18 protein-coding genes are annotated in these 22,227 nt (G+C 57.6%); 7 read left to right on the top strand and 11 right to left on the bottom strand.

The window, feature by feature from the left end; genetic code table 11:
• Positions 1-29: 29 nt before the first annotated feature.
• From BMZ67_RS10160 to BMZ67_RS10150, 3 genes are all read right to left on the bottom strand, one after another.
• Entirely contained in the window at positions 30-2,360 is a 2,331-nt protein-coding gene (locus tag BMZ67_RS10160) for a tetratricopeptide repeat protein (RefSeq protein ID WP_092022254.1), read from the bottom strand.
• Between the two features lies 1 nt (position 2,361).
• The gene (locus BMZ67_RS10155) at positions 2,362-4,152 is read right to left on the bottom strand and encodes an ATP-binding protein (RefSeq protein WP_092022253.1); all 1,791 of its coding nucleotides are present in this window, start codon (positions 4,150-4,152) and stop codon (positions 2,362-2,364) included.
• Between the two features lie 278 nt (positions 4,153-4,430).
• The gene (locus BMZ67_RS10150; protein ID WP_092022252.1) at positions 4,431-5,414 is read right to left on the bottom strand and encodes a lipid A deacylase LpxR family protein; all 984 of its coding nucleotides are present in this window, start codon (positions 5,412-5,414) and stop codon (positions 4,431-4,433) included.
• A 264-nt stretch (positions 5,415-5,678) separates the two neighbouring features.
• On the opposite strand from BMZ67_RS10150, the gene BMZ67_RS10145 reads away from it, so the two are divergent.
• Positions 5,679-6,860 (top strand): AAA family ATPase, encoded by a 1,182-nt coding sequence (locus BMZ67_RS10145; protein WP_092022250.1) that lies wholly within the window; start codon positions 5,679-5,681, stop codon positions 6,858-6,860.
• Here the strand turns inward: BMZ67_RS10145 and BMZ67_RS10140 are convergent.
• The gene (locus BMZ67_RS10140) at positions 6,857-7,864 is read right to left on the bottom strand and encodes an AraC family transcriptional regulator (RefSeq protein WP_175481894.1); all 1,008 of its coding nucleotides are present in this window, start codon (positions 7,862-7,864) and stop codon (positions 6,857-6,859) included. The two genes, BMZ67_RS10145 and BMZ67_RS10140, sit on opposite strands and share 4 nt — an antisense overlap.
• A gap of 132 nt (positions 7,865-7,996) precedes the next feature.
• On the opposite strand from BMZ67_RS10140, the gene BMZ67_RS10135 reads away from it, so the two are divergent.
• From BMZ67_RS10135 to BMZ67_RS10125, 3 genes are all read left to right on the top strand, one after another.
• A complete protein-coding gene (locus BMZ67_RS10135) occupies positions 7,997-8,968 on the top strand; it encodes a carbon-nitrogen hydrolase family protein (RefSeq protein WP_175481893.1) in 972 nt (323 codons plus the stop codon).
• A 57-nt stretch (positions 8,969-9,025) separates the two neighbouring features.
• Positions 9,026-9,451 (top strand): hypothetical protein, encoded by a 426-nt coding sequence (locus tag BMZ67_RS10130; protein ID WP_092022246.1) that lies wholly within the window; start codon positions 9,026-9,028, stop codon positions 9,449-9,451.
• A 140-nt stretch (positions 9,452-9,591) separates the two neighbouring features.
• Entirely contained in the window at positions 9,592-10,362 is a 771-nt protein-coding gene (locus BMZ67_RS10125) for an SDR family oxidoreductase (RefSeq protein ID WP_175481892.1), read from the top strand.
• A gap of 85 nt (positions 10,363-10,447) precedes the next feature.
• Here the strand turns inward: BMZ67_RS10125 and BMZ67_RS10120 are convergent, their stop codons facing one another.
• Positions 10,448-12,397, bottom strand: coding sequence for an acyl-CoA synthetase (locus BMZ67_RS10120; RefSeq protein WP_092022241.1), 1,950 nt, complete (start codon positions 12,395-12,397; stop codon positions 10,448-10,450).
• 189 nt (positions 12,398-12,586) lie between these two features.
• Complete coding sequence (locus tag BMZ67_RS10115) at positions 12,587-14,116, bottom strand: arylsulfatase (RefSeq protein WP_092022239.1); 1,530 nt, start codon at positions 14,114-14,116, stop codon at positions 12,587-12,589.
• Positions 14,117-14,398: 282 nt separating this feature from the next.
• Here BMZ67_RS10115 and BMZ67_RS10110 point away from each other — a divergent pair, with 282 nt between their 5' ends.
• Positions 14,399-16,684 carry a tetratricopeptide repeat protein gene (locus tag BMZ67_RS10110; protein ID WP_217642487.1) on the top strand — a complete coding sequence of 762 codons (2,286 nt, stop codon included), beginning with the start codon at positions 14,399-14,401 and terminating at the stop codon, positions 16,682-16,684.
• Here the strand turns inward: BMZ67_RS10110 and BMZ67_RS10105 are convergent.
• From BMZ67_RS10105 to BMZ67_RS10090, 4 genes are all read right to left on the bottom strand, one after another.
• A complete protein-coding gene (locus BMZ67_RS10105) occupies positions 16,681-16,863 on the bottom strand; it encodes a hypothetical protein (RefSeq protein ID WP_092023218.1) in 183 nt (60 codons plus the stop codon). The genes BMZ67_RS10110 and BMZ67_RS10105 overlap by 4 nt on opposite strands.
• 44 nt (positions 16,864-16,907) lie before the next feature.
• Positions 16,908-17,339 carry a DUF3010 family protein gene (locus BMZ67_RS10100; RefSeq protein WP_092023216.1) on the bottom strand — a complete coding sequence of 144 codons (432 nt, stop codon included), beginning with the start codon at positions 17,337-17,339 and terminating at the stop codon, positions 16,908-16,910.
• 136 nt (positions 17,340-17,475) lie between these two features.
• Positions 17,476-18,045 carry a DUF1294 domain-containing protein gene (locus tag BMZ67_RS10095; RefSeq protein WP_245749946.1) on the bottom strand — a complete coding sequence of 190 codons (570 nt, stop codon included), beginning with the start codon at positions 18,043-18,045 and terminating at the stop codon, positions 17,476-17,478.
• Between the two features lie 71 nt (positions 18,046-18,116).
• Positions 18,117-18,545 carry a hypothetical protein gene (locus BMZ67_RS10090; RefSeq protein ID WP_245749945.1) on the bottom strand — a complete coding sequence of 143 codons (429 nt, stop codon included), beginning with the start codon at positions 18,543-18,545 and terminating at the stop codon, positions 18,117-18,119.
• 131 nt (positions 18,546-18,676) lie between these two features.
• Between BMZ67_RS10090 and BMZ67_RS10085 the strand changes: the two genes are divergently transcribed.
• Positions 18,677-20,506, top strand: coding sequence for a 5'-nucleotidase C-terminal domain-containing protein (locus BMZ67_RS10085; RefSeq protein WP_092022237.1), 1,830 nt, complete (start codon positions 18,677-18,679; stop codon positions 20,504-20,506).
• 175 nt (positions 20,507-20,681) lie between these two features.
• Entirely contained in the window at positions 20,682-20,867 is a 186-nt protein-coding gene (locus tag BMZ67_RS10080; protein WP_092022235.1) for a hypothetical protein, read from the top strand.
• 115 nt (positions 20,868-20,982) lie between these two features.
• Here BMZ67_RS10080 and BMZ67_RS10075 read toward each other — a convergent pair whose 3' ends face one another.
• On the bottom strand, positions 20,983-21,981 hold the full coding sequence (locus BMZ67_RS10075) for an NADP-dependent oxidoreductase (RefSeq protein WP_245749944.1): 999 nt from the start codon (positions 21,979-21,981) through the stop codon (positions 20,983-20,985).
• Positions 21,982-22,227 lie beyond the last annotated feature (246 nt).

Here is a 22,227-nt window from a genome sequence, read left to right as displayed (position 1 = left end):
ACTTGAAGCCCCACCACCTGGCCTGAGAGTCAGAGGTTATAGCGCTTCGAGATATCCGCCTGCCGTTCCAGCCTCGGTGCATCGCCCAGAGCTTCCAGCAGCTCCGGCCAGACCAGGGGGTGAGGCTGAGCGCCTGAAAACGCCTCCAGGCACTGATCCACCGCCACCAGATCGGCATCCTTGGGCACCAGCAGATAAGCAAACAGCCCTGGCAGCTCCTCGGTATGCTCGCTGCTGGCGTCTGCGTTCCCAGCGTTCGGCTCAAGCTGAAGTACGTATTGATCGTTACTGCGACGGGAGAGCACCACGTCCAGATTCGCTAGCTGTGCCCCCAGTTGCTCCAGACGCTCATCCCCTGGGTGCACACCATCCAGGGTAAACGTGGAAAACCCTGGTGCTTCAACGATTTTCAAATTGCGGTAGATAAAGTGGTAGTTGCCTTCCAGGTCGCAGGGGCGGCCTTCGTCGTCGGTTTCCGACAACTCATTCAGTGGGGCGGGATCAAACACCAGACGCTCCCCATAGCGCTGAGGCGTGCCAAGCTGACAGATGTCAACGATGGTCGCCGTAGCAGGACCGGTTCGCTGGGCATAGCACCGCTGGGCATCACCGTGTTCATCGGTAAATTCAACCTTAACGATGCCCATATCGTGCTCGTCAAGGGCAACCCCTTTCTCAAACCGGAAGCCGATGACCTCGGCCATCTCCCGTACCAGCTCCCAGTGGCCTGCAAGCGTTGCAGTGACCAACAGTCCCCAGCGCAGGTGTGAATCTTCAGGGAAGGCGTCGACCAGAAGCTGCCACGACGCAATCGCTTCGTCATAGCGTTCAAGCTGCTCCAACACAACCGCGCGTTGATAGATTGCGGCGGGGAGCTCCGGCTCGATAGCCAGCAGTTCTTCCAGACACTCCAGCGCCCGCTGAGGCATGCTGCCCCGATAGAGATCAACATAGTTCCACAGGCGGGCGACCCGGACCTGGGGCGGCAAGCCCGCTACATCCAGGGGGCAGGCCGCCGTGAAGCCTTCTTTACCAGAGGCATTCAGCAACAGGCGGCCGTAGGCCCGTTCAACCGCACCGGACTCCGGCAACCGGTCACGGCTCTCAGCCAAAAGCGCCAGGGCCTTGTCCCCGGCACCGACGTGCTCATACATGGCTGCCAGCCGAACCACCAGGTCATCCTCATCGGGCCAGCGAGCATAGGCCTGCATGAGTGCATGCAGGGCTTCGTCCTCAGACTCGAACTCGAGGGCATAAAATGCTTCCAGTGTTAGGGAACTCTCCAGTGCAGGCAGGGCCTGCTTCATTGCCACCAGTTGGCGCTCCAACTCTGCCACCTCGTCGCTGGCTCCCAGGTCCTTTGCCAGCAGAGGCAACTGCTGGTGCATCGCCGTCAGGGCAATCTCCGCAACCACCCAGAAACCTGCCGACATGGCCAGCTGCGCCAGCATCCCCGCCACCACCAGGGCTTCGCGGGCGGCACCGGCCTCTTCAAGGCGACGAAGCATCGTCCGCCCCTCGCGCAGGAATCCGCCGGTGACGTCAAACCGGCCCGCCTGGTGTAGCTGGTAGCGAATCTGCACCCAATGCCTGAAATGTACTGATGCCGACATCGCATCGTCGAAGGACAGCAGCGATTCCTCCACCTGCGGCCAGTCCTCCCGCGCAATATGGACCAGGCACAGGATCTGCTGCGCCTGCCGGAATACCTGCAAACCGTAACCCGCACCCGAAAACGACTGCAGCGCCTCCAGCGCTTCGTCCGCACGCCCCAGGCCCAGCAAGGCCCGCGCCTTCATCATCAGAATCTGACCCGGTTCATCATTTACCTTGGCCAGTTCCCGCGTGGCCAGGTCCACTTTCTCCAGTGCCGTTGCGTAGTCTTCCACGTCCAGGTAGGCGTCAATCATTTCGACGGAGATACAACAGTAGCAGGGCCAGGTTGCATTGATTTCCGCCAGGGTCTCTTCGGCAACCGCCACCCGTTCCTCGAAGTAGGCCGGGCCATCCTTGATGCCATAGCAATTGGCCAGATCCTGAACCGCACAGATTCGCTGGGGACAGTCCCGCGTCTCGTCCTGATGGGACAGGTTCAGCAAATCGATGACTTCCGGCAGCTTATGAGCATTACGCAACCCTAGTACCTGACTCTGCATATGCCAGTGCCGGAGAAAAACCTCCACCCACTTTTCATCGTGCTCACGCGCCAGGGCCAAGCCTTCGTTGTAGAGCGCTTCGGCACGCTCATGCTCATCTTCACAGGTCCAGTGAGGCAGGTCCCCCATGATCTCCGCGAGCCGGTCCTGACCGGCTTCGTGCAGTTCCCGTTTCTTGGTATGAGTCCAGGCCCAAATATCCATATCACTGCTCCATCAGGGTCAACATTGAGGCACCAAAGGTGCTTAACCGGGTCACCATCGAATCGTCTTTTTCATCGCCGTCCTGCGCACTCGCAACGCAGCATTTCACGACGTTGGCGAAGTCCCTGGTGATAGCCCCGTCCAAGGACGACAGTTTCTGGATCACCGGGTTAAGCAGGTTGACGTAAACAATCCGTTCTTTATCTTGTTCAATCGTGCGGGTATGCAGACGGGCCAGACTCAGGGCCGCACTGCTGATCCGGCTGGCCGCCTCATCGCTTTCAATGCGGTTCTTGCGGATCGCGTCGCGGTTACTGAAGTACACCAGCGGTACCTCGTCCGGCTCAAACTCAGCAAACCGCACGTCCACATCAGGCTCTTCAAATAGCGCCGTTAGCCGTTGCTCAACCACCGCCGACACCGTTACCCGGCGAAGCAACTGTTCCTGCCCTTCCCCTGTCCCCAGATTACGGAGCCGTACGCCCTCCAGCTGACTGAATTTCTGGCAGTAGGCCGATACCCCATAAAGGTAACCCTTGATCAGGGGGATGCCTTGCGCCGCCAGCAACATATCTTCCGAAGAGGCAGCCACCTCCGGCTTCAGGTACAGAGCGCCCTGGCTCTTCTTCACCAGCTGGGGAACGGTGAATTCCCCGGTATTGGTAGGCAGTTTGATGCTGCGTTTGGTGGCCTCAAACAGGCGGTCGTCCACCACCGCCGCCCCGATCAGTGCCTGATTGTGGCGGACCAGGATGCGGCCCCAGGCTTCCGGCTCCTGCAACACCAGGTTACGCAACCCGGTCACCAGTGCCTCACGGATGAATTCCCTGACGCGCCGGTAGTAGTCATCCTCCTGCAGGCTCTCGCGACTGGCGGTTGGTTTGAATCGCGGAGACTCCACAACCAACCCGACAAATCCGGCCCAGCGTGGCAGCAGGTCGGCTTCCTTATCGGTGATGAACATGTTGCGGATGAACACGCTGACGTTACGGGAGTCTGACGACACATAACTGCTGCCATCCTGAATCCACAACAGACCGTCGAGGTCGAGGTCGTTCTCCGGCAGGCTGATACAGGCCAGCGGCGCATAATCCGCCTCAAACAGCTCCGCAAACGCCATCTGTCGCCGCTTCAGCTGCAACGGGGAGACGCCCTGCTCCGCCCATGGTGGGGTCACATTGTTGATCGGCTCAGGACGCTCATTGATGGTGATTGGGATCGGCAGGAGGCTGCAGTACTTACGGACCAGCGCCGATACCACACCACTATCAGACAATTCAGAAAACCCGGCCTTCAGCCGCAAGACGATCCGCGAACCCACGGATTGCGATGCCGATTCAGAAATGGAAAAGGTCTTTCCACCCGAACTGGTAAACAACCAGGTACTTTCCGGCTCCTGATAAGAGGTGGTGTATACCTCAACCTTATCCGCCACCACATACGCGCTGAGGAAGCCCAGACCAAAGTAGCCGATCATCTCATCGGTGGCCGTGCGCTGACGCAGGATTCGCGTATACCCGGAGCCGATGGTGGCGAGGTAATCGCCCACTTCATCACGGGTCAGGCCAGACCCGTTATCCTGAATGACCAGCACGTTGTTGCCGGGGTCGGTGTAAAGGTCAATCTGAAACGCCTTTGGGTGTCCCGCTTCCAGCTGATAACGGAGGCAGGCGTCGTGCGCATTCTGAATCAATTCCCTAAGGGCCACGGCCGGTGTGGAGTACAGGTTCTGGCCCAGCACCTCCAGAAGCCCGTCAAGATTGACCTGAGTATGTTTAATCTGCGAACTCATTGTGGTTTACCCCCTCACGGCAACGTACTGACTCCATCCAACAGGGTCATGGCGGATGACCGTGTGGGATTTATCGTTAGAGCGAGGGCAATATCAGGGCGGCGACCGGGTCAGAAGATTCAGGAGGGAAGCAATCTGCTTGCTGTCCTTAGCGCGTTGAGATCATCCATGCTCGTCAAGTGGATACCTTAAACGTGACGCTCGGTGTTGTCTGGTCAAATTGCAAAAAATATCAAAAATTTACGGTAGAGACGGCCTGAAGAATGTCGGGGTTACGCTTATAAAGCCCACATGAACGAGAGGTTCCCGTAGCTCAGCACTTTTTCGCTGTCCCGTACCGGCGATGTGGAGCCTCGCAGGGTCAGGGAGGTGGCAAAACGATCCCAATGGACCCCACCGCCTATCACCAGCTCAGCGATGGCATCCCGGCCATCCACCTCATAGGGGCCACTGTGTTCAACAACATAGGAATAACCGATGTACTGCCCCGAGGCACCGACGAACGTCTCCCACCCAAATCCGGCCCCATCAAACAGACCCACCAGTGAACCGGCAGTGCCAAAGCCCGAATAGTCCGGGATCAGGTTTTTCGGCAGGTTCCGGCCGACCCGCAGGAAGCCGCCTACCTGGGCATTACCCAGAAAGTTGTTGGCGTCGACGCTCCAGGCGTATCCGGCCTCAGTTTCGATTCCTGCGACACTGACCCGCTGCAGTACCCGTTGCGTACCTGTCACCCAAACCCCGCCAACCAGGTCCTGGCCCAGCTGGTCATCCCAGCCTTGCGGTTCATCAGACCCGGTAACCTTGTGGACCCACTTCTGGGCCTTATCTGCAAGGGAGTCGGGGCCCACCACCCCCAGACGAAAGCCATAGCCCACCATGGAGTTGCCCTCAGCGCTGAACAGCCCCACCTCCAGATTAGTGAACCCCGCGTAGGGCAAGTCATTGAAGTCGGGTTCAGTACGGGTAATGTCACTGGGGGTGATCATGGCCTGCTCAAGGCTGATCGTTATGGTATGGCGGTCTGTTGCGGCATCGACACCAGGTAACAGGTCCAGTCCCCGGGCAATGGCGCACACAGAGCCTCCTTGCTGACCACAATCTGCATGGGTATCCCCCACGTAACTCAGGCGGACACCATTGGTATAACGACCGTCTGAGCCAACAAGCAGGTCATTGTCCCAAGACAGCGCCAGGGTCGAGGCCGCAACGGGAAAAGGGAGAACTAATGCCACCAGCAACAGGGGACGAGTCAACGACATGGAGCATCCTCACTACGTTCGAGTCAGCCCGCCACCAAAAGAAGTCACAGACCGAAAAGTTCGTTCATTACCCTGCCAAGCACAGGGCGCTTACGCCTATGAAGTCCTTTTCAGCCAAGGTCCAACGAAGCTAGCAATAGCCATACTGGCGGTCAAGTCAGAGCGCCGCCCCACCGAAACCTTTGCAAAGTTGCGAACAAGGTTTCGCCATCCCTATACTCTGACCGAAACGGAAAGCCACCCAGAGACGGATTTTTTCTGCCAATGATCAACGCCTTTGCCGTATCCAACTACCGAAGCCTGAAAGAGGTTGTTTCTCCCCTGGCTGGCCTCAATGTGGTGACTGGCCCCAACGGGTGTGGCAAATCCAATCTCTACAAGTCCCTGCGCCTGCTGGCCGATACCGCCAAAGGCGAGCTGATCTTCTCACTGGCACAGGAGGGGGGATTGGATTACACATTCTGGGCCGGCCCGGAAAAGTTTACCAGTGGCATGAGAGACGGCACCGCCCCGATCCAAGGCTCCGCCAAGAAACAGAACACCCGCCTGAGGCTAGGCTTTGTCGGTGAAAACTTCGGGTACGCCATTTCGCTTGGCGTTCCAGCCCCTCAGGGTTTTGCGGGGTACCAGGACCCGTCCATGTTCCAGTTCGACCCCGAGATAAAACGGGAGTGCATCTGGGCAGGCGATGTGTGCCGGCCAAGTAGCTGCCTGATCGACCGTATTGGGTCTACCGTGAAAGTACGCGAAGGCCGCAGCTGGCAAGTCTACAACGCCAACCTCAACACCCATGAAAGCGTGCTGAATGAAATCAGCGACCCGGTGGCGGTACCCGAAGTCCATGCCGTTCGGCAAACCATCCGCAACTGGCGTTTCTACGACCAGTTCCGGACCGATGCCCACTCCCTCATTCGCACTCCCCAGATTGGCACCCGCACGCCGGTGCTGGATCAGGAGGGTCATAGCCTGGTTGCGGCGTTACGAACCATTCACGAGATTGGCGATCGTCAGGCGCTGTACGACGCCATCGAAGATGCGTTTCCCGGTGCGACCATCCGTTTTGAAGCCGATTCCGGGAACCGCCTGCTGTTGCAGTTCGTCCAGGATGGGCTCTTACGCCCCCTGAACCAGGCGGAACTGTCCGATGGAACGCTTCGCTACCTGTTGCTGGTGGCGGCACTGCTCACGCCCCGGCCACCGTCCCTGCTGGTGTTAAACGAACCGGAAACCAGCCTGCACCCGGATTTGCTGCCCGCCCTGGGGCGCCTGATCATCCGGGCCTCACAGGAAACCCAGGTGTGGGTGGTGTCCCACGCACCACGGCTGGTTGCGACCCTCGAAAAGAGCGATATCTGCAACTCCATCGCCCTGAACAAGGAGCTTGGCGAGACCGTGATCCTGGGCCAGGGATTGTTGGACGCACCACCCTGGCAATGGGTGGATTAGCGGTTACCGCCCCCATTCCGATACGTGGTCGGCGTACAGCCTATCCACTTTTTAAACACCCGCCGGAAGCTGGAATAGTCCTGGTACCCCAGTTGCCCGGCGATGGCATCCACCGACAAATCCGTGTGGCGCAGATAAAACTGCGCTCGTTCCAGCACTAACCGGTTACGCAAGGCCCGATAACTGCTGCCCTCCCCTTTCAGGTGACGACTGAGTGACCGCTCGGTCATATTCAGCCTGCGTGCGGTCTCGCCCACACAGGGCAACACATCTCCACGTTCATTAAGTACTTGGAGAACCTGGCGGCAGTAAGGCTTGTGGTCATGGATCTGCAGCTGGTGTTTGCGGGCTTTCAAGGTCAGTTGAAAATTATCCCAGGCAATGGGGTCATAAAACGGTGATGGTAGCGTCAGGTAGTGATGGGGAATGTCCACCGCCGCGAACCTAGACGAAAAGCGGGCTGGGCTGTGGAAGTACTCCGGGTAGACCGAATGGTTGTCCGGCAGGGGGTAAGGAAACCGGAACTCCCCGTGATCAAACGGCTGCCCGGTCACAGCTTCAATCAGGTTTTGAACCAGCAGCAATAACACTTCGATCTGAAACCGGCGAGTGTTCTTCAAATCGGCCAGCTCGACAAAATTCAGTGTCAGGCCGTCAGCATGGCGGTCGGCCTGCAACCGAATATAGCCGACATGAACCGGAATGAAGGTTTCCGCCAGTCTACAGGCATGCTGCAGCGTAGGCGCACAAAGCAAAGCGCTGCCAAGCTCCCCCAGCGATGGTGGAATCAGCCTTGCCCCCACCCGAAGGCCGAGATCCACCGACGGCTCTGAGGCGATCACCCGTTCCAGGAATGAAAAAAAATCCGGGTACGGCATGGTTGCCTGTGTGCGGATGTCACGACAGCTCAGGGACGACGCACCTAGCATCCAGTCGGTTTGCGCTTCGTCCAGTGGCAACTCGCGGCAGATAAAGCGGGCGTATATGGTGGATACGTGCTGCACAACTGTTCGTCTTTTTATTGGGATGGCTGAAAATACCATGGTCCTGTCCGGCACAGCAATGGCGGCTGATCGGCCCGATAACTTATGGTTTTCGTCGTAATCAACTCCCTTACAGAACCGTCTGGAGCTTCCATGACAACCGACAAAGTGGCCGTTAAAGCAACGGCACCAGTAGCCGTTGCCGCCATTCAGCTGGATACCCGGCTGGGTGATACGCTCCATAACCTCCGCGCCTGCCAGCGGCTGGCGGAACAGGCGGTTGACCAGGGAGCCCAGTGGATTGCCCTGCCGGAATTCTTTAACACCGGCGTGTGTTTTGACCCGGCGTTAGTGGCCGCAATCGAGCACGAGGACGGCCCTTCCGCCCAGTTTCTGCGTGACTTCTCCAGGCGCCATGGCGTGGTGATCGGGGGCTCCTTCATGTGCCGGATTCCACATGGCGGTGTTCGTAATCGCTATCTGTGTTTCAACAAGGGCGAGCTGCTGGGGAAGCACGATAAAGATCTACCCACCATGTGGGAAAACGCCTTCTATGAGGGCGGCGACACTGATGACAGCGGCGAGCTAGGGCAAATTGGCGATGTCCGGGTTGGCACGGCCGTGTGCTGGGAGTTCATGCGTAGCCAGACGTCCCGTCGCCTGCAGGGAAAGGTCGATGTGCTTATCGGCGGCTCCCACTGGTGGAGCATGCCCGACCACTGGCCGACGTGGCTTACCCACAAAATGGAAGCCCATAACTCAGACAACCTGATCGCCAGTGTGCAGGAAACTGCGCAATTGATTGGTGCGCCGGTGATTCATGCCTCACATTGCAACCGTATCCAGTCTCGCTTTCCGGGGCTGCCCTGGCTCACTTACCGAGGCACCTTGGAAGGCCATACCGCGATCATCGACGGGCATGGCCAACTGTTGGCTCACCGGAGCAAGGATGAGGGCGAGGGTGTCATTACCGCCCACATTACACCTCGCTATGTCAGCACCCAATTGCCCGTGCCGCAAAGGTTCTGGCTACGGCAACGGGGCTTACTGCCCACATTGTCCTGGCACCTGGACGGTTTCTTCGGCAAACGCTGGTATCGGAAACACGTGAAACACCAGGCTTGATAGCCGCACCTGCCAACACCCCCACATTCAATCTCTACGAAGTCAGAGGACTAAACCGTGTCATTTCCTGAAGTCGGCCCCGCGTGGCTATTGCTGACCGCCGCCATCGCAATGTTGATCTCCCTGCTGGAAGCCTGGCTGGCAACCCTGATCATCTATGGCAAAGTGCGCTGGTTAAAAAAGATCTTCCCGGCGACCCATAACCTGATCCGCTCCCATGTCGACTACACGATCATGACCGCGTTAACCGGCTTTGTGTATTACGCGATTGATCACCTGGCATTATCCATCCCAGATGCCATTATCGTGATTTACTGCGTTGGCGTGCTCTACAACCCCGCAGGCTTTATCGCCAAGGCGATCAATCCAAACATGGGCAACAGTGATACGGTGCTGGGGCGGGCAATGGTGTGCATCGGGTTCTTACCAGCGACCATCGGGTTTGGTTACATCATGGTAGCGATTATTTTAAAACTGATCTGACAATGCATTTACCGATTGTTGAGACTTTACCGCTCTGTCGCGATCCGACAAAAATATGTCCCAATCCGTCAATATTGGTCGCTCAAAGCTTTGAGATAATCGAGAGGACAAGCACAAACAAAAAGAAGGTCACAACTACCATGCCACAGACGAAAACAATCCTGATTACCGGTGCTGCCTCTGGAATTGGCAGGAAAACTGCCGAGCTGTTCGCCTCCCGCGGATGGCTTGTTGGCGCCGCCGACATCAACCCCGCTGCACTGGATAAACTGGTTGAAGACATCGGAAGCAGCAACGTCATCCCTCTGGTTTCAAACGTGAGCACAAAAGAGGAAGCGGACGCCATGGTTCAGTCGTTCCTGAGCCATACCGGTGGGACACTGGATTGTCTGTTTAACTGCGCGGGCGTGCTCTTTATGGGCCCCCATGAGAACATCACCTCCGAGCAAAAGAAACTGCTCATCGACGTCAACGTCAATGGCGTCATCCACTGCACCGACGCAGCCTTTGACGCGCTGAAGAACACTCCCAAGGCACACATTGTCTCCATGTGCTCCGCCAGCTCGGAGTTTGGTGCCCCGCACCATGCCGTGTATGGCGCAACCAAAGCGTTTGTCCGGAACTTCACCGAAGCCCTGAACGTCGAGTTCAGTCAGCATGACATTCAGGTATCTGACATCGTCGTCGCATACGTGCAGACACCCATGGTGTTTGATGCTCAGGTAAAAGCGAAAAGCATCGAAAAACTGGGGGTCAAAGTAAAACCTGAAGATGTCGCCAATCGGGTCTGGGAGGCCGCCCATGGCAACAAAACCCATTGGTACGTGGGCGCCGATTCCCGCCTGATGAACCTGGTCGTACGCGCACTCGGCCAGAAATCCAAGTACGTTTACCAGGCCCTGGGCGGATAAAGACGACTCTATCGCCCCAGCCTCCGGCGACATCGCAGAGCAACTGCAAAGGGCGGACGGATCGAACCGCCCTTTGCCGACTTCATTAACTTCCCGCCGATTCCGCAGCCAGGTGAACCTCAACATGAACCGGGTACGCCTGTAGCCGGGCTGTCAGAGCACCCACACCGGCACGATCCGACTCGCCCAAGGTCACATCCACCCGCTGGCCATGATGCTTACAGCTGGTGGCGCGCAAACTGAATGTCTGTCCACCGAGTTCCTCCGACACCACCCGGGTGAGTTCACGCTCAATCGCGTCCAGGCGAAGCGACGGCTTGAATATTTTACCGACGGCGGTCAGCGGGATTGCGTCGATGATCCAGATGTTCTTGGGGATGGCGGCACGTTCAGCTATGCGTTCGTCGCAGAACGCCAGCAATTCGGCCTCCGTGCACTCAGTACCCGCACGCAGGCTGACATAGGCCACGGGCAGTTCGCCTACACGGTCGCAGGGTTTACCAACCGCCGCAGCCATGTCCACCGCTGGGTGCTGATGTAACACGTCCTCAATCATCTGCGGATCGATATTGTGGCCACCGCGGATGATCAGGTCCTTGCTGCGCCCGGTCAGCCAGAAGTAGCCCTCCCGGTCAATTCGAGCCAGGTCACCCGTGTTGAACCAGCCTTCCTGCACCCAGATATCGCGATTCTTTTCCGGGTCGGTGTACCCGGCAAAAACATTGGGGCCACTGATGATCAGCGTACCCACTTCATCGGTGTCACAGTCTCGCTGGTAAGCGCCGTGCTCATCCAACTGCACGACCCGAGCCCCCGTGTAGGGCAACCGGAAACCGACAGAGCCAGAACGGCGTTCGCCGGCCATTGGATTCAGCATGCTGCCGCAGGTACCTTCAGTCATACCAAAGCCTTCGACAACCACCAGGCCGGTAAGCTGTTCAAACCTTTCGTGCACGGCCTTCGGCAATGCGGCGCCGCCACTGAGCGACTTTTTCAGGGAGCTGACATCAGCATCGCCAAAAGGCACTTGAAGCAGGCCGGCATAGATCGCAGGCACCGCGCTGAAAAACGATACCCGGTGTTGCTCCACCAGCTTCCAGAATCGACCAACCAGCCCCGGAGTACGGAAACCACCGGCGGTGGCCAGCACAATCTCGGCCCCCGTAGCCAATGGCCCAAGTCCGGTGATGATCACGGCGTTGACATGGAACAGCGGCAGGCCACAGAGCACCACATCATCGGAATTGAATTGGAAAGCGGCAGCGGTCATCAGTGCGTTGGTCACCTCATTGCCATGGCTATGCGGGGCCAGTTTGGGTACACCCGTCGTACCACCGGTGTGAAACAGGGACGCGGTGTCCTCTGGTTTGATCACCCGGTCAGACAACACCCGTTCGCTCACCTGGGCTCCTGCCAGGCGATCAAAGTCCTCACACCAGTCTTCAACCGGCAAAGGCAACGCAGCGCGAATCGCCTGGGCCTGAGCCTCGGGCAGGAACTGGCAGGGATCAACATACAGAACCTTTTGCAGACTGGGCACCTGGTCGCGGATCGCCACCACCTTGTCCCAGATGTCGGCACCAGGCATCGGTGCCAGTGCCACCAACACCTTGGTTCCGGCCCCGTTCAGAATCCCCGCAATGTGCTCAGGTTCCAGCATCGGGTTGACCGCATTGGTGATACCCGCAGCCTGACCGCCCCAAAGCGTAAAGTGGGTCTGGGGTAGGTTCGGCAGCATAAACGACACCACATCCTCAGGGCCTACGCCGAGTGCAATAAAGGCATTGGCAGCCTGGCGTATGCGCTCGCCGAATTGACGATAGCTGTAGCAAACGCCCTCTTCCCCATTCTCGGCGGTAGGCAGGAAACGCAGCGCCACCGCCTCTGGACGGCGCTGAACGCTGGCCTCAATCATCTCCAGGGTACTGTCAGGAAAGTGGTAGGAAGACCAGGGTGTTTTCTCAATCGCTTCAATGTCGTCCATGGTGCGGATCGGAGGAAACGACTCCGCCGCTGTCAGAAAGTCTGGTTTCATCTTCTATTCCGGGTTGTGGTAGTGAGGCATCAGCGGCTTCATGCCACCGATTTAACGAATACGCCACTGAAGATGATGCGATCAATCATAGCGGCCCCGCAACCCGGCATTATCAGAAAATGGGTAGAACAGGGGCTAACGGGGGCAATTGATATCGGTTTCATCAAATGCCCCCAGACTTGGCTGAAGTTATTGCCTGTGGATAGAGGACTGGGCTCTTTCGATGGCTTCATTGATATTCAAAGAAGCTGACTCCTGCCTCGGCGGAAACTCCTCGAACGTTTGCAGATGCTCTGTCAGTAAAGCCAGCATCGGCTGGAATACCCAGCTCTTGCGCATGATCTGATGGAAGCCGATGTCACCGTCGTAGTACTCGAACGGGTCCTTTCGCAGGTTAAACAGTTTCGGCATGGTGTGGAAAACCAGGTCTTCGTAATAACGTCCGTTCGGCTTGGTGGCAAAGTGGAGCTTCCAGGGGCCGACACGTACCGCCGTCAGTGACGACTCGTAGTAGTAGAAAAAGTGGTTACGGGCAGACGCCTCAGCCTGACCGGTCCAGTAGTCGAGGTTATTCACCCCGTCGATCATGACATTGTGGGATTCGCGCAGTTCCTCATTGATATTCGGGCGCCCCACCGCCGCCGCAATGGTCGGCAGAACGTCCTCGTGGGAGGAAATGCCGTTGAGTTTCAGGCCGGCGGGGATGTGCCCCGGCCACCGCACCAGGAACGGAGCTCGGACGCCACCTTCCCAGGTGGTCATCTTCTCACCCCGGAACATCGTGACACCGGCATCGGGCCAGGTGCTGGATTCCGGGCCGTTGTCCGTGGTGTAGATCACGATGGTATTGTCTGCGATGCCCAGTTCATCGAGCTTATCCAGCAGCTGGCCAACATGGCCATCATGCTCCATCAAGCCGCTGCCAAACTTGTCTTCGGCAGAACTGACCCCGACCGCCAGGTGTTCATTTTCTTCGGTGAGGTGGGTATACACATGCATCCGGCTGGTGGCATGCCAGATGAAAAACGGCGTATCTTCACCGTCCGCCCGTTCCATAAAGTCTACGCTACGTGCCAGTATTTCCTCATCGAAGGTCTTCATACGCTCAATAGTCAGCGGGCCGGTATCGCGAACGGTCTGACCGCCATTGCCATCGGCATAGGACTCAATCACCCCACGGGGGAGGTACTTTTCACGAAATTCCTCATTGGTCGGGTAATCCGCCTGCTCCGGCTCCTCGGATACGTTGAGGTGATAGAGGTTGCCATAGAACTCATCAAACCCGTGCAGAGTCGGCAAGTGCCGGTCCAGGTCACCCAGATGATTCTTGCCGAACTGCGCGGTCATGTAGCCCTCTTCCTTCAACACCTCCGCCAGGGTCGGATCCTCTGGACGGATGCCCAATGGGTTGCCTGGCTGCCCCACTGTTGTCAGGCCGGTCCGAACCGGCAACTGCCCCATCAGAAATGCCGCACGGCCAGCCGTGCAGCTGGGCTGGGCGTAGTGGTCGGTGAACAGCACACCCTCATTGGCAATCCGGTCGATGTTAGGTGTCGGGTATTGCATACCGAGGCTATACGCGCTCAACGCATTCGGCGCCACATCGTCCACCATGATCACAAGGACATTGGGCTTGTCGGCCGCCAGCATGGGCATAGCCAACAAGGCCAGCACAAGCGCCGTGGCGGTGTTCATCAAACGTCGTACATTACTTCGCATGGGCAAACTCCTTTTTAAATCTCACACGTAGAACGAGTACTGCCGTTGCCGGCAAAAAAGGCACAAAATCTCAGTGTAGCAGCGTACACCGATAGCACCATTTACCCGGCCGCTTCACCCAGCGCCCCTCGCTAAGTCACTGATTAACGTGTTTACTTCCTGGAGCTTCGTCGATAGATTAGAAAAACGCATGCATTAACAGTATAGAGCGCCCCCGGTCGTTTCATTTTGCGCAAACCGGCAGGTTGGAGTTGTACATCAGGAGAAAGGACAGCACCGAGTATGGCGCGCAACAAACAACACAAACCACCCGCCAGCCACGCCCGCAGCCTTCGTACCAACGCGTTGATCTCCGCCATTTTGGTCACCGTTATGGCGATCGTAGCGACCTGGTTTTTGTTGAGCGAAAACCAGGCCCCGGAGCCTACGCCAGCTCCTGATGCGGCGCCTTCGCTGACAACACCCTATTTTGTTGGCCGTGACACCTGCACCGGTTGCCACGCCACCGAAGTCGAAAACTGGACCCAATCCCATCATGACCTGGCCATGCAACCCGCTAACGAGAACACCGTTCTGGGCGACTTCTCGGGCGCGGAATTCCACTACAACGGCATAACCTCCAAGTTCTATCGAGGTGCTCAGGATTTCATGGTCGAAACCGACGGCCCGACCGGTTCGTTGCAGGATTACCCGATTCACTACACCTTTGGCGTCTTCCCCTTGCAGCAGTACCTGGTGGAACTTCCTGGTGGCCGCTTGCAAGCCCTGAACATCGCCTGGGATGCCCGCCCGGTGGATCAGGGCGGGCAGCGCTGGTTTCACCTCTACCCCGACGAGGCCCTCACCTATCAGGACCCGCTGCACTGGACCGGTGCCCAGCAAAACTGGAATTTCATGTGTGCCGAATGCCATTCCACCCAGGTTGAAAAGAACTACGACAGTGCCAGCCGCAGCTACCACACCACCTGGTCAGAAATCGATGTGTCATGCGAGGCCTGCCATGGCCCAGCCTCGAACCACCTGCTCTGGGCCAAACAGGAGCCCGGCTGGCAGCAGGTGGATAGCAACTCCCTCGGATTAACTCACCGGTTCGACGAACGCGAAGGCGTGGCCTGGCGAGTGTCGGAAGCCACCGGCCAACCGGTCCGCCACCCAGCCCGGACGACGGAAACCGAAATCCAGGTTTGTGCCGCCTGCCATTCCCGCCGGGCCCAGTTGTTCGAGGACGACCGCACCGGCCAGCCATTGATGGACAGCTTCCTGCCCTCACTATTGACCGCCGGTGACTACCATGCGGACGGCCAGATTGATGGTGAAGTGTACGTTTACGGATCCTTTATCCAGAGCAAGATGTACCAGGCCGGAGTCACTTGCAGCGATTGCCATAACCCCCACAGCCTGGAGCTGCGCGCTCCGGGCAATGGCGTTTGCCTGCAGTGCCACAGCGCTCCCGCCTACGACAGCACACAACACCACTTCCATAGCATGGACGGTGCCGGCTCACAGTGCGTTGACTGCCACATGCCAGCCAAGGAGTTCATGGTAGTGGACCCACGGCGGGACCACAGTTTCCGCATTCCCCGGCCCGACCAGACCGCGGCCATGGGAACGCCAAATGCCTGTACCGGCTGTCACAACGACCAAACGCCCCAGTGGGCCGCTGATCAGTTAGTGAACTGGTACGGCCACCCTCCCCGGGGCTATCAGCAGTTCGCCGGCGCCCTGAATGCCGCCCGTACCCAGGCACCAGACGCCGAATACCAGTTGCTGGCGCTAGTGCGTGATACCCAGCAGCCGGCTATCGCCCGTGCCACAGCCGTGAATGCGCTGGGCAACTGGCTCAATCAGGAGTCACTGCAAGCGGTCGCACAAGCGCTGAGCGACGACTCCCCCCTGGTACGTAGCAGCGCGGTCCAGACTCTTCAGCCGCTGCCTGCGGAGCAGCGCCTGCAGCTTATCCGTCCGTTGCTTGATGACCCTGAAAAAGTGGTGCGGGCGCTGGCCGCCGAGGCACTATCAGACATCCCCCTGTCCGCCCTGCCGATGACCGACCGTATCGCCCTCGGAAACGCCAGCGAGGAATACCTGGAGTCCCAGCAACACAACGCCGATACACCATCCGCCCACGTCAATCTTGGCAGTTTCTATGCTGCCCAGGGAAAGCCCAGCCAGGCGGAAGCCTCCTTCCGGGAGGCCCTCGCCCTCGACCCGGGCTGGCTACCCGCATACATCAACCTGGCAGATTTCTATCGCACCCAGAACCGTGACAGGGATGGTGCCCAGGTGCTGAAGGAAGGGCTCTCACGGCTGCCGCAATCCGCCGACCTCCACCACAGCATGGGGCTGTTGCAGGTACGTCAACGGGACCTTGAATCTGCACTCGAGTCATTGGAAAGGGCCGAACAACTGGCGCCAGACAACGCCCGCTACGTCTACGTTTACGCGGTTGCGTTGCATTCGGCCGGCAATACCGCCCAGGCACTGGCTGTGGTTGAGGGCGGAATAAACCGGCTGGGGAACAACCTATCGTTGAAAGAGCTACGCAGGCAGTTGGAAAGCAGCCGCTAACTCATAAAGAAGTGCCTGACCAGCTGCAGCACAAAAATCAGCATCATCAGCGGTATGAACCAGCGGGTAATGTGTCGGTAGTTCCGGTTTTCACCCCGGGGGGCATAGCGCTCTATCAACGGAATGATGATGATCAGGGACACAAACAGTACGGCCAGAATGATCAGAAGGGTGCCCACAAAGGTTTCTCCCATACCAATGGTAGTTGGACCGGAAAGGCCCCTTATTTCGCCATGTGTCCCACATAGGCGGCAATAAAGGCGGTTTCCTGGAACGCTTTCAATCCAGTGTCGGCAAACGGAATAGGCAGGGGGTTCGCCGCCAGGGTGGATTTGATCTGTGCCGGGGATGCCAGCCTAACTTCCAGCCCTTCCCCGCCAAGCAACTGAATGGTCGCTTCAAGCTTGAAGCTGATCGCACCACCGGCGAACTTGCCTTTTTGCATCCGTTCCTTGATGACAACACGGGCAACCCCGTTCTCAGCCATCAACTCAGCAAAAGTCGTCTGGAACTGTTTCAAGTCTTCCCCGGTGTGGTTCTTCGGCAACGACAGCTTACGCACCTTGCAGTCCGGCAAGCTGAACTGCCCCCGGTCCAGGTTCAAAAAGCACACCACCGCATCGCTGCCGGTCAGTTCAACACCGCAAATATTCATCGTACTCATCGTGTTACCGTCATCCTGTTAATTCATTCCGGATCCGTCAGCACCAAACCGCCCTCGGATCCTCAGTTCAACCCAAACAGCCGCTCGATCCCCAGTTGTTGCCGGACAGCCGCAGCCTCAGGCCAGGTCAGGTCAGCACCCAGGTTAGTGCAGCAAGGTTGAGAATCACACAAAACCAGAACCCCACCTGAAATGAGGTCTTACGGGTTTTATGGCGAAAGAACTGTTGGCCAAGTAACGCCCCTGGCCAGCCGCACAACAGTTCAATCAGGTGCAACCGCGCTTCTGGCACTCGGCGGCGTCCTTTCTCCGCCGCGCCTTTATCAACCGCGTACATCAGAAACGCCACCACACTCATGGTTCCGTAAGCCCCCGGCACCAGCCATGGCACATACCCAAGAAGCCCCAACGCCACCAGCCCGCCGATCAACCCGGTAGCCAACACTAAGGCAGCCCAAACACCGGAGGCAACGCTGGCGCCCACACCCGCAGCACCGGAATACTGGAACCGGGCCGCACGCACCCGACCCTGTTTGTCTTTGCCCTGGGCGTAAACCACCTTGCGATTCGGCGATGGTCGGCCTCGGCCTTCATAGGCACTGATGTGTGCAAACACCCGCTCACCGCCACCGTCTGGCGAGATAAATCCAAAGCCCTTGGCGTCATTCCATGAGCTCAACAACCCTTTCTGGTCCACCCGATCAGTCCTCTACTTGTACGTGCGATTTCTACTCACCATCATCAACCATGGTGCCCTCTTGCTCCCGGTCACCCGCGCGGCCTGCAGCCGCCCAGCCCCTGATTTTTCAGGTAATCACAGAAGCCCCCAATATCCGGGTTGGAGAATTCACTGGATATGAACTCGCCGGGGATCAGCCCTTCATCCCAGCGGGTTGTAGCCAGAATATAGCGGCCACTCTCACCACCACCGGGGATGATCTGGACCACTGCCCGGGTCTGGTGGATGAAAAGCTCACGCAGAGGCTTTGAGCAACGTAATTGGGCCGGTTCACTCTCTGCACGGCATTGATAACCCTCGGCAGAGAAATAGTCACCAGCCACGGAAAAGAGCACCTCACTGCTCAGGGTCGATGAGGGCGGTGGAATAATGTCGTTGGCCATGCCGCCAGCCACGTTGGTACAGCCCGCAAACACCAGCGGGAGGAGGATCGAAAACGTCCCTTTCATATTCAACATAAAAATCAGTCCCTGCCATTACGCCAACATCGTCACAAAAACGACATTACACAGTCACAGACTACACCCATATTGTCGCCGGTAAACCCTTTTGTCCCAAAGGGTTAGAAATCATTTTCTCTGGAGGCTGCGTGAACCATTTTAAACACCTGACCGTTATCGGCTGTATCGGCCTTGGCACTCTGCTGACCGCATGTTCCGATGATAATGACTCTGCGTCTAGCGAGCAGTCCAGCCAACCGCTGGCACTGACAATCCTTCACACCAACGACCACCACTCCTACTTCGAAGGCCAGAGCTACGACCTGAACCTGGATTACGATCCCGGCCAGACCGATGAGACCGTACGAGTGAACCTGGGCGGTTTTCCTCGTATCGCCAACGCGATCAATGACTATCGCGACGACAACACCCTGGTCCTGAACAGCGGCGAACTGAACGGCACCCTGTACTTCAGCCTGTTCAAGGGTGAAGTGGACTTCAAAGTCTTCAATATGATCGGCCTGGATGCCTACGAGCTGGGCAACCACGAGTTTGACGAAGGCGACGCACACCTGGCAGACCTCCTGACCCAGGTCGACTTCCCGGTGCTGGCCGGCAACGTTAAGCCCACCCCGCAAAGCCCACTGTACGGGTCCAACATCCAGCCTTACATCATCAAGGAAATCGACAACCAGCTGGTTGGCATCATTGGTGTTCTCAAGGTCGAAAAAACCCGTGAATCGTCCATGGTCAGTGACGACGTCCTGTTCGATGACGAGATCGAATCCGTGCGCGGATACATCAGCGAACTCCAGGGCAAGAGCGTCAACAAGATCATCGTCCTGAGCCACCTCGGCTACGACTTTGACCAGGTTCTGGCTGCCAACGTTTCAGACATCGACGTCATCGTCGGTGGCGATACCCACGACCTGCTGGACTCAACCGGGGAACTGGCCAGCATGGGCATCACGGTTGATGGCGGCTACCCAACGGTTATCCAAAGCCCAAGCCAGGAACCGGTTTATCTCGTTCAGGCCTGGGAATACGCCAAAGGGCTTGGTCGCCTGAACGTAAACTTCGACGAGCACGGCAAGGTCTCCTCCATTAACGGCAACCTGGAACTACTGGTAGGCAACGAATTCCAGGTGAAGGACGACGCCGGCCTGTGGGTACCGGCAACCACCGAACAGCAGACCCGCATCGAAGCCGGCATCGATGAGCTCACCACGGTACGCCTGATGGACGAGTCACAGGAAATCCTCGACCTGATTGCGCCATATAAAGCAGAGCTTGAAGCGTACAAGCTGCAGTCCCTTGGTACAGTCACTGAAGCCATGCCATTCACCCGTATCCCGACCGATTTCGCGGCCGGTGAGGCCCCTACCGGAAGTTATGCCGCACAAGTGGTGGCCGATGCCTTCCTGACCTACCTGCCCAAGGCCGACGTTGCGATCCAGAATGCCGGTGGCGTGCGGGCGCCGCTGGAAGATGGTGATTTCACCGTCGCCGATGCCTACACCATCCTGCCGTTCTCCAATACCGTGATCACCATCGACATGACTGGCGAGCAGATTGTGAAGGTACTGAATGAAGCACTGGACTACGCTCAGGGCATCAGCGCATCAACCGGCGCTTTCCCCTACTCAGCCAACCTGCGATATGACGTCACGCTGGGCACGGCAACAGGCACTGGCATCCAAAACGTTGATGTTCGCGATCCGGCAACTGGCACCTGGGGCCCCATCGATCTTCAGGGCACCTACACTGTTGCCACCAACTCGTTTACCGGCCTGGGCAAAGACGGCTACGTGACGTTTGGTGAAGTCCGCGAAGCCAACCCGGATGCCTTTGAGGAATCCGATGTTGCCTATGTGGTGCCACTCATCGAGTACTTCCGGGACGAGCTGCCAGACAGCATCCTGCCAGCCCTTGATCCGAACGAGTACTGCCTGAAGTCGGTCACAACAGCCACGCCCTGACCCACCAGCCCCTCCTACCACAAGCCCCTGGCAGCCACTGCCGGGGGCTTGTCCGTTTCCGGACTGGCCTCTTCTACCAAACCTTCAGGCAATCCGGCTGATCTTTAAATGTCCCTTTTACGGCCTTTCGTTTACTGACTATTGTTGAGCTATAGCTAGGCTGGGAGGAGCGAACATGAAGTGGATCATCGTGATTGTTATTGGCGCTGTAGTGGCGTTCTGGCTGTATCGGGGGCGCAGCAGAAATAGCATTGAAGACCCGGATGTGAAGACTTTCGAAAAAAAGGACTACTACCTGACACCGGATGACAACGAATCCGATGACGAGTCCTCTCCTGATAACAGAAATCCGCGCCACTGAGGCAGGCGTCATGGGGGGGGGCGAAACCCATAAAAGCCAAAGGAGCCAGACCGATGACTTAAACTATCGATCTGCCCCTTTGGGTTACCTTAGCTTCTGAAATCGTGTCAGCCCGTTACAGCTTCACCAGCATCTTGCCTTTGTTCCTGCCTTCAAACAGACCAAGAAATGCCTCAACGGCGTGCTCAATGCCTTCATACACCGTTTCTTCGGATTTCACTTTGCCTTCCGCCAGCCACGGTGCCATCTGGCCCACAAACGCTTCGTATTGGTCGAAGTAGTCCATCACGATAAAGCCTTGCATGGTGAGCTTTTTCGTATTGATCAGGAGCAGGTTCGCGGGTCCCGGTTGCGGGGAGTCGGCGTTGTAATCCGCAATCATCCCGCATACAGCGATGCGTCCATAATCGTTCATCACCTCCAACGCCGCTTCCAGGTGCTCGCCACCAACGTTCTCAAAGTACACGTCGATACCTTCAGGGGCGGCTTCTCGCAGTGCCTGGGTCAGGTTTCCGGCGGTCTTGTAGTTGATGACGGCATCCACCCCCATCGCCTTGACCATCTCGGCTTTTTCATCCGAGCCGACGGAGCCAATCACCCTGCAGCCATACAGCTTGGCAATCTGGCAGGCAACACTCCCGACAGCACCAGAGGCGGCGGAGACAAACACGGTATCGGTTGGTTTCAGCTGCGCGATTTTGGTCAGGCCGACCCAGGCCGTCAGGCCTGTCATACCGATGACTCCCAGAAAGTGCTGATCCGGCAGGTCAACCTCCGGCAACTGGGTCAGATCCTCGCCATTGCTGATAAACGCCGTGCGCCAGCCGCTGATGTTGCTGACTCTCGCTCCGACCGGGAATTGCGGGTTGTTCGACTCAACCACTTCGCCAACGGCGCCCCCGTCCATCACTTCACCCAACTGGAACGGCGGGATGTACGACTCGCGGTCGATCATACGGTTACGCATGTAAGGATCAACCGACATCCAGGTGTTTTTGACCAGCACTTGTCCCGCTTGCAAGTCTGGCAGCGTAACTTCCACCAGGTTGAAGTTTGCTTGGGAAGGCACCCCTGTTGGGCGTGAAACAAGGTGGATCTGTTTGCTTTTCATCATGTTCGGTCTCTTTTCTGCACTGGCCAATTCGCCGGAATTCAAACCGTTATCAAGCTGAACGAAGCCCGGAGAGGATTGGCGGATGTATGATTCCAGAATAACTTGCCCCAAAATAGTTTGTGCGCAAGTTATTTGCAGGCCAATTTACCGACATAAACAGAGAAAGACAACCACCCTTCCGAATTTAAATTGCGCGCTAACTATTTTGACGCAATTAACTTTGCTACCATGCCGGTTCCAGCGACT

Origin of the sequence: Marinobacter zhejiangensis (assembly GCF_900114775.1) — a bacterium.
GTDB classification, from domain to species: Bacteria; Pseudomonadota; Gammaproteobacteria; order Pseudomonadales; family Oleiphilaceae; genus Marinobacter; species Marinobacter zhejiangensis.
The sequence above is the reverse complement of the archived record's forward strand: the minus strand, read 5'-3'. Positions and strand labels throughout refer to the sequence as shown.